Below are 12,403 nucleotides of genomic sequence, written 5' to 3' on the forward strand. Positions count from 1 at the left end.
GATCAGACCAGCGGGTCGTTGGTGTCGCGCGTGCTGCGGGTCACCTGCTCGCCACTGGCCGGGTCGACGGCCGTGCGCGTCGTGGCGACCGACTGACGCCGGCGCAGCAGGAAGACGAGGCTGATGAGGAAGACGACGACGCCGGCCCCCATGAGGATGTAGCCGATGAGGGCGAGATTCACCACGCCGCCGAGGTCGATGTTCACCGCGAAGGCCAAGATCGCCCCGATCACGAACAAGCCGATCCCTGTGCCGATACCCATGTGCTCTTCTCCAATCGTGGGGCGAGCGATTCGCCTCACACGAGCGCCCGTGCCTGACAATCGGCTGTCTGATCGTCGCGACGGGGGTGCTGCTCTGCAACATGCCTACCATGATTGAGTCAATTGCGATTGAGTCAAAGTTGATGGGTGTGCGCCATGACCGATCTGAAACGCCGAGTGGCCATCTTCGCCGCGCTCGCAGATCCCACCCGACTGCGCATCGTCGACCTCCTCACCCTCGGCGATCTGTCGTCGTCTGAGATCGAACTCCTGCTGAAGCTCCGCTCGAACCTCGTCGCGCATCACCTGAGAGTGCTCGAGCGGGCCGACATCGTCTCGCGCACCCGATCGGAGTTCGACAAGCGCCGCACCTACATCGGCCTGCACCCCGAGATCTTCGACACCCTCACTCCGGGCGGTGTCGCCGTGCCGGGCCGCGTGATCTTCGTCTGCACCGCGAACTCCGCCCGGTCGCAACTGGCCGAGGCCATCTGGCGCGACGCCAGCGACATCCCGGCCCTCTCGGCCGGAGTGAGCCCGGGCGAGGCGGTCAACCCCGGGGCGATCGACACCGCAGCTCGCCACGGCCTCACCATCGACAGCGACCGGCGCCCCCAGCACGTCAGCCAGGTGGTCGAGGAGCGCGACCTCGTCATCACCGTCTGCGACAGCGCGCACGAGCAGATGGTGGGCCAAGACGACCTGCACTGGTCGATCCCTGATCCGGCACCGCTCGGAACGCCCGAGGCGTTCGAGAACGCGTTCGCCCTCATCGCCCGCCGCATCCATGCCCTCACGATGCGACTGCGCGTCACCGACTGAGCCACCCGTGCGCGGTGACGGATGCCGCGGCTACCCTGGTCTCATGCCCGAGCCCACCGGAGCCGACTTCGCGGAGTACCTGCGAGCCCTCCCTCCCGAGCGCGCTGAGCTGGTGGCCCAGGTGATCGCCCTCGTCGACGGCGCCGTGCCCGACGGCTACGAGCACGCCATCGAGTTCGGCATGCCGAGCTGGGTCGTGCCCCTCGGCCGCTACCCGTCCACCTACAACGGGCATCCACTTGCCGTCGCCGCCGTGGCGGCGCAGAAGAACTACACCTCGCTCTATCTGACCTGCCTCTCGAGCGATGACGCCGAGGTCGAGAGGTTCCGCACGGCCTGGGCTGCCACCGGCAGGAAGCTCGACATGGGCAAGAGCTGCATCCGCTTCTCGCGGTTCGACGCTCTCGCCCCCGACGTCATCGCCGACTCGATCGCCGCCACCCCGCCGGCCCGGCTGATCGAGCTCTACGAGCTCTCGCGCGCCCAGGCCTGAGACCGGCGACCCCGGCATGGCCTTCATCCGATCCGAACGCGTCGCCGCCTTCCTGCTGCTCGCGGCGGCCGCGCTCGGGCTGCTCGCCGCGAACTCACCGCTGGGCCCCGCCCTGATGCAGCTGCAAGACGCCCATCTCGCCGTGCCCGGCACCCCGCTCGACCTCTCGGTGGGGCACTGGATCAGCGACGGCCTGCTCGCCGTGTTCTTCTTCGTGGTGGCGGTCGAGCTGAAGAACGAGTTCGCGGTGGGGCAGCTCGACTCGGTGTCGAAGGCCGTGCGCCCGGCCATCGCCGCGCTCGTGGGCGTGGCCGTGCCGGCGCTCATCTACCTCGGTGTGACCGCCGGATCGGATTACGCCGGCGGCTGGCCCATCCCCACCGCCACCGACATCGCGTTCGCCCTCGGGGTGCTCGCCGTGTTCGGCACGGGCATTCCGTCGCGTCTGCGCATCTTCATCCTCGCGCTCGCCATCCTCGACGACATCGTCGCGATCCTCATCATCGCCGTCTTCTTCACCGCCGACCCCAACCTGCTGTTCATCGCGCTCGCTGCGGCCGGTGTCGCGGCCTTCGGGTTGCTGAGCCGGTTGCTGAGCACGCGGTTGCGGATGCTCGCCGCCGCGGCCATGGTCGTCGTCGCGCTGGTCACCTGGTCGCTGGTCGTGCTCTCGGGAGTGCACGCCACCATCGCCGGAGTGGCGCTCGGGCTCGTGATGGTGCGAAAACCGGCCATGCACCTGCGCCATCATCTCGAACCCGTCACCAACGGCGTCATCCTGCCGCTGTTCGCGTTCTCGGCCGCGCTCGTGGCCGTTCCGCAGGTGGCGCCCGCCGAGCTCGCACCCGCGTTCTGGGGCATCCTGATCGCCCTGCCGGTGGGCAAGATCATCGGCATCACCCTCGGCGGATGGCTCTCGGGGTTCGTGGGCCCGCGCGAACGACGACCGCAGCTCTCGCTGCACGGACTGCTCGCCGCCGGCGCGCTCGGAGGCGTCGGCTTCACGGTCTCGCTGCTCATGAACGAGCTCGCGTTCGCGGCCGACCCCGAGGTCGCCGACGAGGGCACACTGGCCGTGCTGCTCGGCTCGAGCATCTCGATCGTCATCGCCGCCGTGCTGGTGTCGACGCTCGCCGCCTCCTACCGGCGGCTGCGGGCGCTGCGGCTCGAGGCCGAACGCCGGCTCGCGGCCTGACGCCTTAGCGGCGGCGGAAGTAGGGGTTCGACGCCGGCACGAACATCAGCACCGCGGCGACGACGGTCGCCACCAGCGTCAGGATGTCGAGCACGTTGCCGACGAGGATCGTGCTGATGCCGCCGAGCGTGGTGAGGATCGCCACGATGAGCAGCACGATGCGCGCCCAGTTGCGGCCCCGGTACATGAACACCGCGAACAGCACCCGCAGACCGGCGCCGATCAGCAGCCCGACGCTCAGCACCACGGGCGCGACGGCCGCCGCGACCTGGGCGTCGTCGCCGACATCCGCGCGCGGTTCGGTGCCCGTCGCGAGCACGACGATGCCCGAGATGACGGCCAGCACGACCGATGCGATCCAGAGCCAGAAAGACGCCCGCACCGTCGACGGCGCAGCAGAATTCGACGATTCCATGATGTTCCCCACGTTCACAGCGACCAGTGTCGTCGCCCCCGCAGCGACCTTATTGCAGTCGGGCGTCGCGCTGCAAAACGGGCCGGGGTAAGTTGGCATCATGATGGCTCGGGTTCGAGAGAAAGAACTCGTCGAGACCTTCGTCGGCCTCGCCGACACCCTCGTGGCCGACTACGACGTGGTCGACCTGCTGCACACGCTCGTGCGACGATGCTCGCTCATTCTCGAAGCGGCGGATGCCGGCATCCTGGTGCCCACCGCCGACGGGCCCCTCGAGGTGATCGCATCGACCAGCGAACGCAGTCGCCTGATCGGCCTGCTGCAGCTCGACGCCGGGGAGGGCCCGTGCGTCGACGCCTACGAGACCGGTCAGATCGTGTCGGTCGACAACATCGCCGACACCTACGCGCGCTGGCCGAAGTTCGCCACGCTGGCGACCAGCCTCGACTACCAGGCGATGCACGCCATCCCGATGAAGCTGCGCGACCAGACCATCGGCTCGCTCAACCTGTTCAGCGACCGGGTGGGCCCCATCCATCCCGAAGACGCGGCGGCGGCCAAGGCGCTCGCCGACATCGCCACCATCGGCATCCTGCACGAACGCGCGCTGCGCGAGGCCGACACCGCGCGCGAGCAGTTGCAGCACGCGCTCAACAGCCGCATCGTGATCGAGCAGGCCAAGGGCATCATCGCCTACAGCGACCAGGTCGACATGGATGAGGCGTTCCGCCGGTTGCGCTCCCGGGCGCGCGCGAGCGGCCAGCTGCTGTCGGTCGTGGCCCGCGAGGTGGTCGAGGCCGCCGGTCGCCGCTGACCTCTCGGCGAACCCACAGCGGTGGGGGCTTGCCGGGCCGCACGCCGAGACGTAGCTTCGTGTCAAGGCGCTCCCCGGACCCGGCAGCGACGCCACCGGCCATCGTGACCGGTGTTGCACACGGCAGGGGCCATCGTGACCACCGTCAATCCATCGTCTACGGCTGCGCGCGCCGACCGCCGCAACAGCGAGTTCACCGAACTCGCGAAGCGCATCAACGCGTCGGGGCTGATGCGCCGCCGCTACGGCTACTACTGGACGAAGCTGCTGCTCGTGCCGGTCGCGTTCGCCGCCGCCATCTGGCTGTTCGTGGCGATCGGCGACACCTGGTGGCAGCTCGCGACGGCCGCGCTGTTCGCGGTGCTGTTCACCCAGACCGCCTTCCTCGGCCACGACGCGGCGCACCGGCAGATCTTCCGATCCGGCCGCTGGAACGACTGGACGACGCTCGTGCTCGGCAACCTCTTCGTCGGCCTGAGCTACGGATGGTGGCAGCACAAGCACACCCGCCATCACGCCAACCCCAACAAACTCGGCGCCGACCCCGACATCGAGGTGCCCGCGATCTCGTTCACCGCCGAGCAGATCGAGCGCCGACGCGGGCCCGTCACGTCGTGGCTGATCGCGCACCAGGGAGCCTTCTTCTTTCCGGTGCTGCTGCTCGAGGGGCTCTCCCTGCACGCCTCGGGCGTGCATCGCGTGCTCGGCCGCGAGCCCCTCAAGCGACGGGGCATCGAGATCGCCTTCCTCGTCATCCGCATCGGCGGCTTCACCGCCCTGGCCTTCGTCGTGCTGTCGCCCGGCGTGGCCGCGGCCTTCCTCGGCGTGCAACTGGGCCTGTTCGGCTTCTACATGGGGGCATCGTTCGCACCGAACCACAAAGGGATGCCGCTGGTGCCGCGATCGCTGAAACTCGACTTCCTGCGCCGCCAGGTCATGATGAGCCGCAACATCCGGGGCAATCGGGTGCTCGACGTCGCGATGGGCGGGCTCAACTACCAGATCGAGCACCACCTCTTCCCGTCGATGCCGCGGCCGCACCTGCGCCGCGCCGCGCCGATCGTGGCGGCCTACTGCGAGGCGCGCGGGGTTCCCTACCGGCAGACCGGGCTGATCGAGTCGTACGGCATCGTGGTGGGTTACATCAACCGGGTCGGGCTCGGCGAGCGCGACCCCTTCGACTGCCCCTTGGCTGCGCAACGCGCCGCGATCTAGGGTGATGGAGCAACCATCACCCCGCGACCATCGGAGATCTCGTGGCAACTCGACCGGCCGGCGTCACCCTGGTGGCCGTCATCGTCTGGATCCAGGGCCTGTTCACCCTCATCGGCGGCGTGGTGTCGCTCGCGGTGTCACCGGCCCAGGGCTCCTTGTCGGGCGGCTTCGCCGTCGCGGGGATCGTGTCGATCGTGCTGGGCGTGGTGACCATCGCCGTGGGCGTGGGGCTGCTCCGCGGCAGTGGCGTCGCCCGGGTGCTGACGACCATCGTGCTCGTGCTCTCGCTGGCCAATGCGGCCTACGCGATCGTCGCGAACCCGGCCAGCGTGGTGACGCCCATCATCAGTGCCGCGCTCGCGGTGATCGGCCTGATCCTGCTCTACACCGGGCGGGCGAACGACTACTTCCGGAGGTGACATGGCCGAGACGATGATGGCGCTGCGTGCGCACCGGCGCGGCGGCCCCGAGACCCTGGCCTACGAGGCTGCACCACGCCCGCACGCCGCCCCCGGCGAGGTGCTCGTGCGTGTGCACGCCGCCGCGATCACGTTCGCCGAGCTGGATTGGGACGAGACCTGGCTCTCGGCGAACGGCGACGACCGCACGCCGATCATTCCCGCCCACGAGGTCTCGGGCGTCGTCGCCGGCCTCGGCGACGGGGTCGACGCCTTCGCGGTCGGCAACGAGGTCTACGGCCGCATCGACTTCAACCACGACGGAGCGGCCGCCGACTACGTGTCGGTCCCCGTCGACGACCTGGCGCGACGGCCCACCTCGCTCACCCACATCGAGAGCGCGACGCTGCCGCTCGCAGCACTCACGGTGTGGCAGGCGCTGGTCGACCACGCCGCCGTGCGGCCGGGTGAGCACGTCGTCGTGCTGGGCGGCGCCGGCGGAGTGGGAGCGTTCGCCGTGCAGCTCGCCCACCACCTCGGTGCCCGGGTGACGGCGACGGCCGGCGCCTCGGCGCTCGACGTCGTGAGCGGGCTCGGGGCCGACGTCGTGCTCGACTACCGCGCCGTGACCGGGGCGACGGTTCGCGTGCAGGCCGACGTCGTGATCGACGCGGTCGGCGGCCCCGCCACCGCCGAGGCCCTCGACATGGTGCGACCCGGGGGCCGGTTCGTCACCCTGAGCCAGCCGGTCGACCCCGATCTGCTCGAGGGGCGGGATGTCGCGGGCATCTTCTTCATCGTGGCCGCGAACTCCGCCGAACTCGACGAGATCGCCCGGCTCGCCGACGCCGGAGACCTGCACGTGACCGTCGCGCAGGTCTTTCCGCTCGCCCGTGGGCGGGAGGCGTTCGAAGACGGCCCGTCGCTTCACCGGCCCGGCAAGACGGTGCTGCAGGTCATCCCCGACTGACGGCCGAACCGTCCTCGGCGAGCCGCATGGTGGCACCCGCTCGCGCGGCGAACGCCGTGGCGGTGGCGGCGATCGTGCGCTGCATCACCCGCACCGCGCTCGTCGTGGCGACATCCGTGGGCCGGGCGAGGCTGATCGTGCGGGCCAGAGCCGGGGCCTCGAGCCGCACCGAGCGCAGCCCCGGGCGGTCGATCAGCACCATGGCCGGCACGATCGCCACCCCGAGGCCGCGTTCGACGAAGCGCAGCACCGCATCCATCTCGGCGCCCTCGAGCACGACGTCGGGTGTCAGTGCCGCGGCGCGGAAGGCGGCATCCGTGGTGCTGCGCAGGTCGTAGGTCGGGCTGAACTCGATCTGCGGCAGCGCGGCGATCTCGGCGAGACCGATGGTGCGGCGCCTCGTGACCGGCGGTGCCGCGGCCGACGAGATCAGCACGAGCTCTTCGACGAGCAGGGGGGCCACCGAGAACCGGTCGGCCGGTGCGGCGTCCGAGGTCGTGATGAGGGCCAGGTCGAGCTCTCCGGCGGCCAGCTCGTCGAGCAGGCGTCGCGAGCCGTGCTCCGAGAGGTGCAGCTCGATGCCGGGGTGCGCCGCGTGAAAGGCGCTGAGCACCTCGGCGACCAAGCTGATGCAGAGCGTCGGCGTGGCCCCGAGCCGCACCCGGCCGCGTTGCAGGCCGGCGAGCTCGGCCAGCTCGCGGCGCACCGAGTCGGCGTCGGCGAGCATGCGGCGCGCGAGGGGCAGCAGCGACTCGCCCGCCGTGGTGAGGGTGCTGCCGGCACGCCCGCGCTGCACGAGCTCGGCCCCGAGGTCGTGCTCGAGCGATGCGATCTGCCGGCTCAGCGACGGCTGCGCCAGATGCAGGTTTTCGGCGGCGCGGGTGAAGTTGCCGACCTGGGCCACCGCGACGAAGCTGCGCAGTTGCTCGAGATTCACGTCCATAGTCTATTCGCATCGTCATGACCAGTTATATGCATTGGAGTAATGCGCGAGATCCGCCTAGCGTGGCAGGCATGAGCGCACCAGAACGTCAGATCAGCACCTCCGTCCTCGTCATCGGCACCGGCGGGTCCGGGCTCCGTGCCGCCATCGAACTCGCCGAAGCGGGCGTCGCGGTGACCGCCGTCGGAAAGCGTCCGAAGAGCGACGCCCACACCTCTCTCGCGGCCGGTGGCATCAACGCCGCGCTGGGCACGATGGATGCCGACGACAGCTGGCAGCAGCACGCCGCCGACACGATCAAAGAGAGCTACTTCCTCGCCAACCCCCACACCGTCGAGATCGTGACCTCCGGCGCGGCCCAGGGCATCGACGACCTGGAGCGCTACGGCATGCCGTTCGCCCGCGAAGACGACGGCCGCATCTCACAGCGCTTCTTCGGGGCGCACAAATACCGCCGCACGGCGTTCGCTGGCGACTACACCGGCCTCGAGATCCAGCGCACGCTGATCAACCGCGCCGCCCAGCTCGACATCCCCATCCTCGACACCGTCTACATCACGCGGCTGCTCGTGAACGACAACGTGGTGTTCGGCGCCTACGGCTTCGACCTCGACGACGGCACCCGCTACCTCATCCACGCCGACGCGGTCATCCTCGCCGCCGGCGGCCACAACCGCATCTGGCGCCGCACCTCGAGCCGCCGCGACGAGAACACCGGCGACTCGTTCCGCCTGGCCGTCGAGGCGGGGGCGCGGCTGCGCGACCCCGAGCTGGTGCAGTTCCACCCGTCGGGCATCATCGAGCCCGAGAACGCGGCCGGCACCCTCATCAGCGAGGCGGCCCGCGGCGAGGGCGGCATCCTGCGCAACGGCCTCGGCGAGCGCTTCATGCAGAACTACGACCCCGAGCGGCTCGAGCTCTCCACCCGCGACCGGGTGGCGCTGGCCTGCTACACCGAGATCAAAGAGGGGCGCGGCACCCCTAACGGCGGTGTGTGGCTGGATGTCTCGCACCTGCCCCGCGAGACGATCATGACCCGGCTGCCGCGCGTCTACCAGACCATGCTCGAGTTGCAGATGCTCGACATCACCAAGCAGCCGATCGAGATCGCGCCCACCGCGCACTACTCGATGGGCGGCGTGTGGGTGCGCTCCGACGACCACAGCACCGAGGTCGACGGCCTCTACGCCATCGGCGAGGCGTCGAGCGGTCTGCACGGCGCCAACCGGCTGGGTGGCAACTCGCTGATCGAGTTGCTCGTCTTCGGCCGCATCGTCGGGCAGGCGGCAGCGGCCTACTCGGCCGCGCTGCCCGCTCAGGTGCGGTCGGCAGCGGCGGTGGCCGAGGCCCGCGCCGAGATCGACGCCCTGCTGGCGGCATCCGGTGACGAGAACGTGCGCGCCCTCCAGCGCGCCATCCGCGACACGATGACCGAGTTCGCGGGCGTCGTGCGCGACGAAGACGGGCTGACCCGGGGTCTCGCCGAGCTCGACGCCATCGAGGCCCGCATGGCCGACATCGGCGTGCATCCGGATGTCGCCGGCTACCACGACCTCGCTCACGCCTTCGACCTCAAGTCTGCGGCGCTCGCGGCGCGGGCCACGCTCGAGGCGGCGTTGGAGCGCCGGGAGACCCGGGGGGCGCACAACCGCAGCGACTACCCCGAGATCGACCCCGAGCTGCAGGTCAACCTGGTGTGGTCGCCCACCACCGGTGTGGTGCGCGAGGCGATCCCGCCGATTCCGGCCGAGATCGCAGCGCTGATCGAGGAGGTCTCGGTGGCGGGAAAGCTCGTCGAATAGGGGCATGGGCGGGGTCGGCTATCATTCTCGCGTGAGCGAAGAGCCTGGCGCGGTCTCGCCCCGCGGTCGAGCAGCCGTGGTGTTCAACCCGGCGAAGGTCGATGTCGCCGCGCTGCGATCGGTGGTGGGTCTCGAAGAGGCGCGGTCGGGCTGGGGCCCGTCGGAGTGGTTCGAGACGAGCGCCGACGACGACGGGCTGTCGGCCGCGGTCGAGGCCGCGGCATCCGGGCCCGACCTCATCCTGGTGGCGGGAGGCGACGGCACCCTCCGGGCCGCCGCAGAGGCCCTGGCCGGCACGGGCATCCCGCTCGGACTGCTGCCGACCGGCACCGGCAACCTCTTCGCCCGCGAGCTGCGGCTTCCGTTGAACGGGCTCGCCGAGTCGGTCGCCACGGCCTTCCGTGGCGCCGACCGCCCGATCGACGTGGGCCTCGCCGTGCTGCAGCGGCCCGACGGAACCGAGTCGCGCCACGCGTTCCTCGTGATGGCGGGCATCGGGGTCGACGCCCACATGGCGGCCCACACCAACGAGCGGCTGAAGAAGCGCATCGGCTGGGTGGCCTACTCCGACCCGATCGCTCGCAGCGTGCTCGGCAACCGGCAGTTCGACATGGTCTACCGCCTCGATGACCGGCCCGAGGTGGCGACCCGGGCGCACACGGTCATCGTGGGCAACTCGGGCAGCCTGCCGGCCGGACTGTTGCTGCTGCCGGCCGCGGTGGTCGACGACGGGCTGCTCGACGCGGTGGTCTTCCGGCCAGGGCGCGGCCCGGGTTGGACCAACATCGGCTACCGCCTCACCTTCAACCGCGTGCTGCACCGCACCCGGTTCGGCCGGCTGGTCGCCCGCGTGACGCCGAAGCCCCGCGCCATCCAGTGGGCGCAGGCGAAGCACTTCGAGCTGCGGTTGAGCGAGCCGCAAGAGCTGCAGCTCGACGGCGATCCGCAGGGGCTGGTGAGCGCCGCGAGCCTGTCGGTGCGGCACCACGGGCTGACGATCCGGGTGCCGGAGCGCAGCCTGGCGGCTTGAGCGTGTGGCGCGCCTCGGAGCGGCGTGCGCTCGAGCGCCTCAGAGCAGCTTGCGCTCTCGCGCCTCAGAGCAGCTTGCGCTCGAGCGCCCAGGCGGTGAGCTCGTGCCGGTTCGACAGCTGCAGCTTGCGCAGCACCGACGACACATGGGTCTCGACCGTCTTCACCGAGATGAACAACTCGCCCGCCACCTCGCGGTAGGAGTAGCCGCGGGCGATCAGCCGCATCACCTCCTGCTCGCGCTGCGAGAGCCGGTCGAGCTCGTCGTGCGTGGCCGCCGTCTCGCCGGCCGCCGCGCCGAAGGCGTCGAGCACGAACCCCGCGAGCCGGGGCGAGAACACGGCGTCGCCCTCGGCCACGCGCCGGGCCGCCTCCGACACCTCGGCGCCCGACGAGCTCTTGGTGATGTAGCCGCGGGCACCGGCGCGGATGACCCGAACCACGTCGTCGGCGGCATCCGACACGCTCAGGGCGAGAAAGCGCGTCTCGGGCGACGCGCCCGCCGAGCGCTGGATGACCTCGGCGCCCCCACCGCCGTGGCCACCCGGAAGGTGCACGTCGAGCAGCACGACCCGCGGCCGCGTGGCCTCGACGAGCACGATGGCCTCGTCGACCGTCGCGGCCTCGCCCACCACCTCGAGCGCGGCGTCGAGCTCGGCTCGCAGTCCCGAGCGGAAGATCGAGTGGTCGTCGACGATGGCGATGCGCAGTTGGGTCATGGGTGATCCGTTCCTCGTTCGGCGGCGGTCACGACGGCTACCGGCAGGCTGAGCCGCACCTCGGTGCCCGAGCCGCCGCGACCCGGGCCGATGACGGCGCTGCCGCCCGCGCGCGCCAGTCGCCCGATGATCGATTCGCGAACGCCCAGTCGATCGGCCGGGATGGCGTCGAGGCTCATGCCGGGCCCGCGGTCGGTGACGATCAGATCGATGCGCTCCGGCCCCACCTCCACGAAGATCGAGACGTCGCCACCCGCGTGCCGGGCCGCGTTCAGCATCGCCTCGCGCCCGGCGGCCAGCAGGCTCTCGGGAGCGGGAACCGAGGCACCCACCGTGACGAGCTCGAAGCGCACCGGGTGATCGTGCTCGATCACGTCGGCGAGCCGGCGCAGTTCGCTCGCGAGATCGCGATCGTCGGCCGGGGCCGTGTCGAACAGCCAGTCGCGCAACTCGCGCTCCTGGGCGCGGGCGAGCCGGGCCGCCTCACTACGCGGGCCGGCCTTCTGCTGAATGAGCGCCAGGGTCTGCAGCACCGAGTCGTGCAGGTGGGCGGCGATCTCGGCGCGCTCGTTCGCGCGCTCACGGGCCGCTCGCTCCTCGCCCAGGTCGCGCGTGAGGCGCACCACCCAGGGCAGTGCCACGAGCCCCACACCGAGCAGCACCGACACCGCGGCCACCACCACGGTCCAGACGTTCGGCGTCTCGCCCGTGACGAAGAACAGCAGGATGCCGGTGGCCACGAGCACCAGAGCCCCGAGCGAGCGCACCACGAGAGTGGGGGCCGAGGCCGCGGTGCCGGCACGCAGGTCGGCGAACTGGCGCCAGGCGAGGGCCACGCCCGCGAGCACGACGATGGCGGGGATGACGACCGCGAGCGGCACCTCCACCCCGAGACTGTTCACCACGAGGGCTCCACCGGCGCCGATGAGGGCGAGGCCGAGCAAGATCTCGGTGACGGGCGCGCGGCGCAGATGCTCGGTGCGTGAGGAGTCGACAGCAGAACCGGATGCCGCGGCGGCGCCCGCGGCGGGCGTCGTGAGGCTCGCGCGCATGCGGGGGTCCACCGGCGCATCCGTCACCGGCGTCGTCGCCCAGAGCCAGGCGTAGAGCAGCACCCCGGCGCCGCCGCAGAGCGCGAGCAGCACCGCGATCGTGCGCACCACCGCGACCGGGGCGCCGAGATGGCCGGCCACGCCCGCGCACACGCCGCCCACCACGCGCAGGCGAGGGCGCACGATCGTGGCGGTGGTCTCCATTCCAGCATCCAAGCAGGTCGCGCACCCCGACCGCAGTCTGCGGGGCCGATCTCAGGGTCGAATCAGGGT

General features: G+C 70.9%; 14 protein-coding genes. 9 read left to right on the forward strand and 5 right to left on the reverse strand.

Annotated features, from left to right (window positions below):
- Positions 1 to 2 precede the first annotated feature (2 nt).
- Positions 3 to 263 carry a DUF6458 family protein gene (locus N1032_RS12070; RefSeq protein WP_259539339.1) on the reverse strand — a complete coding sequence of 87 codons (261 nt, stop codon included), beginning with the start codon at positions 261 to 263 and terminating at the stop codon, positions 3 to 5.
- 156 nt (positions 264 to 419) lie between these two features.
- Between N1032_RS12070 and N1032_RS12075 the strand changes: the two genes are divergently transcribed.
- The 3 genes from N1032_RS12075 to N1032_RS12085 are packed head-to-tail and all read left to right on the forward strand — an operon-like array spanning position 420 to position 2,773.
- Positions 420 to 1,085: an arsenate reductase/protein-tyrosine-phosphatase family protein gene (locus N1032_RS12075; RefSeq protein WP_259539340.1), complete on the forward strand. Its 666-nt coding sequence runs from the start codon at positions 420 to 422 to the stop codon at positions 1,083 to 1,085.
- Between the two features lie 43 nt (positions 1,086 to 1,128).
- On the forward strand, positions 1,129 to 1,578 hold the full coding sequence (locus tag N1032_RS12080) for a DUF1801 domain-containing protein (RefSeq protein ID WP_259539341.1): 450 nt from the start codon (positions 1,129 to 1,131) through the stop codon (positions 1,576 to 1,578).
- A gap of 16 nt (positions 1,579 to 1,594) precedes the next feature.
- Complete coding sequence (locus N1032_RS12085) at positions 1,595 to 2,773, forward strand: Na+/H+ antiporter NhaA (RefSeq protein WP_259539342.1); 1,179 nt, start codon at positions 1,595 to 1,597, stop codon at positions 2,771 to 2,773.
- 4 nt (positions 2,774 to 2,777) lie between these two features.
- On the opposite strand, the gene N1032_RS12090 is transcribed toward N1032_RS12085, so the two are convergent.
- Positions 2,778 to 3,188 carry a hypothetical protein gene (locus N1032_RS12090; protein WP_259539343.1) on the reverse strand — a complete coding sequence of 137 codons (411 nt, stop codon included), beginning with the start codon at positions 3,186 to 3,188 and terminating at the stop codon, positions 2,778 to 2,780.
- Between the two features lie 100 nt (positions 3,189 to 3,288).
- On the opposite strand from N1032_RS12090, the gene N1032_RS12095 reads away from it, so the two are divergent.
- From N1032_RS12095 to N1032_RS12110, 4 genes are all read left to right on the forward strand, one after another.
- Positions 3,289 to 4,002, forward strand: a complete 714-nt coding sequence (locus tag N1032_RS12095) for a GAF and ANTAR domain-containing protein (RefSeq protein WP_310795944.1) — start codon at positions 3,289 to 3,291, stop codon at positions 4,000 to 4,002.
- A 135-nt stretch (positions 4,003 to 4,137) separates the two neighbouring features.
- Positions 4,138 to 5,217, forward strand: a complete 1,080-nt coding sequence (locus N1032_RS12100) for a fatty acid desaturase family protein (RefSeq protein WP_259539344.1) — start codon at positions 4,138 to 4,140, stop codon at positions 5,215 to 5,217.
- Between the two features lie 41 nt (positions 5,218 to 5,258).
- Positions 5,259 to 5,636, forward strand: a complete 378-nt coding sequence (locus tag N1032_RS12105) for a DUF7144 family membrane protein (RefSeq protein WP_259539345.1) — start codon at positions 5,259 to 5,261, stop codon at positions 5,634 to 5,636.
- Position 5,637: 1 nt separating this feature from the next.
- The gene (locus N1032_RS12110; RefSeq protein WP_259539346.1) at positions 5,638 to 6,585 is read left to right on the forward strand and encodes an NADP-dependent oxidoreductase; all 948 of its coding nucleotides are present in this window, start codon (positions 5,638 to 5,640) and stop codon (positions 6,583 to 6,585) included.
- Here N1032_RS12110 and N1032_RS12115 read toward each other — a convergent pair.
- Positions 6,572 to 7,528, reverse strand: a complete 957-nt coding sequence (locus tag N1032_RS12115; protein WP_259539347.1) for a LysR family transcriptional regulator — start codon at positions 7,526 to 7,528, stop codon at positions 6,572 to 6,574. The genes N1032_RS12110 and N1032_RS12115 overlap by 14 nt on opposite strands.
- Before the next feature lie 71 nt (positions 7,529 to 7,599).
- On the opposite strand from N1032_RS12115, the gene N1032_RS12120 reads away from it, so the two are divergent.
- Together N1032_RS12120 and N1032_RS12125 are read left to right on the forward strand one after the other, a co-directional pair.
- Positions 7,600 to 9,330: an L-aspartate oxidase gene (locus N1032_RS12120; protein WP_259539348.1), complete on the forward strand. Its 1,731-nt coding sequence runs from the start codon at positions 7,600 to 7,602 to the stop codon at positions 9,328 to 9,330.
- Positions 9,331 to 9,361: 31 nt separating this feature from the next.
- Positions 9,362 to 10,360 carry a diacylglycerol/lipid kinase family protein gene (locus N1032_RS12125; protein WP_259539349.1) on the forward strand — a complete coding sequence of 333 codons (999 nt, stop codon included), beginning with the start codon at positions 9,362 to 9,364 and terminating at the stop codon, positions 10,358 to 10,360.
- Positions 10,361 to 10,424: 64 nt separating this feature from the next.
- Here the strand turns inward: N1032_RS12125 and N1032_RS12130 are convergent, their stop codons facing one another.
- Positions 10,425 to 11,078 carry a LuxR C-terminal-related transcriptional regulator gene (locus N1032_RS12130; protein WP_259539350.1) on the reverse strand — a complete coding sequence of 218 codons (654 nt, stop codon included), beginning with the start codon at positions 11,076 to 11,078 and terminating at the stop codon, positions 10,425 to 10,427.
- On the reverse strand, positions 11,075 to 12,334 hold the full coding sequence (locus N1032_RS12135) for an ATP-binding protein (RefSeq protein WP_259539351.1): 1,260 nt from the start codon (positions 12,332 to 12,334) through the stop codon (positions 11,075 to 11,077). Before N1032_RS12135 ends, N1032_RS12130 begins: the two co-directional genes overlap by 4 nt.
- Positions 12,335 to 12,403 lie beyond the last annotated feature (69 nt).

It is taken from the genome of Herbiconiux daphne (assembly GCF_024979295.1).
GTDB classification, from domain to species: domain Bacteria; phylum Actinomycetota; class Actinomycetes; order Actinomycetales; family Microbacteriaceae; genus Herbiconiux; species Herbiconiux daphnes.

Coding starts and splice junctions, on each gene's coding strand:
- N1032_RS12095 (WP_310795944.1), top strand. CDS start 3,289: ATGATGGCTCGGGTTCGAGAGAAAGAACTCGTCGAGACCTTCGTCGGC.
- N1032_RS12120 (WP_259539348.1), top strand. CDS start 7,600: ATGAGCGCACCAGAACGTCAGATCAGCACCTCCGTCCTCGTCATCGGC.
- N1032_RS12070 (WP_259539339.1), bottom strand. CDS start 263: ATGGGTATCGGCACAGGGATCGGCTTGTTCGTGATCGGGGCGATCTTG.
- N1032_RS12075 (WP_259539340.1), top strand. CDS start 420: ATGACCGATCTGAAACGCCGAGTGGCCATCTTCGCCGCGCTCGCAGAT.
- N1032_RS12090 (WP_259539343.1), bottom strand. CDS start 3,188: ATGGAATCGTCGAATTCTGCTGCGCCGTCGACGGTGCGGGCGTCTTTC.
- N1032_RS12130 (WP_259539350.1), bottom strand. CDS start 11,078: ATGACCCAACTGCGCATCGCCATCGTCGACGACCACTCGATCTTCCGC.
- N1032_RS12115 (WP_259539347.1), bottom strand. CDS start 7,528: ATGGACGTGAATCTCGAGCAACTGCGCAGCTTCGTCGCGGTGGCCCAG.
- N1032_RS12080 (WP_259539341.1), top strand. CDS start 1,129: ATGCCCGAGCCCACCGGAGCCGACTTCGCGGAGTACCTGCGAGCCCTC.
- N1032_RS12110 (WP_259539346.1), top strand. CDS start 5,638: ATGGCCGAGACGATGATGGCGCTGCGTGCGCACCGGCGCGGCGGCCCC.
- N1032_RS12135 (WP_259539351.1), bottom strand. CDS start 12,334: ATGGAGACCACCGCCACGATCGTGCGCCCTCGCCTGCGCGTGGTGGGC.
- N1032_RS12085 (WP_259539342.1), top strand. CDS start 1,595: ATGGCCTTCATCCGATCCGAACGCGTCGCCGCCTTCCTGCTGCTCGCG.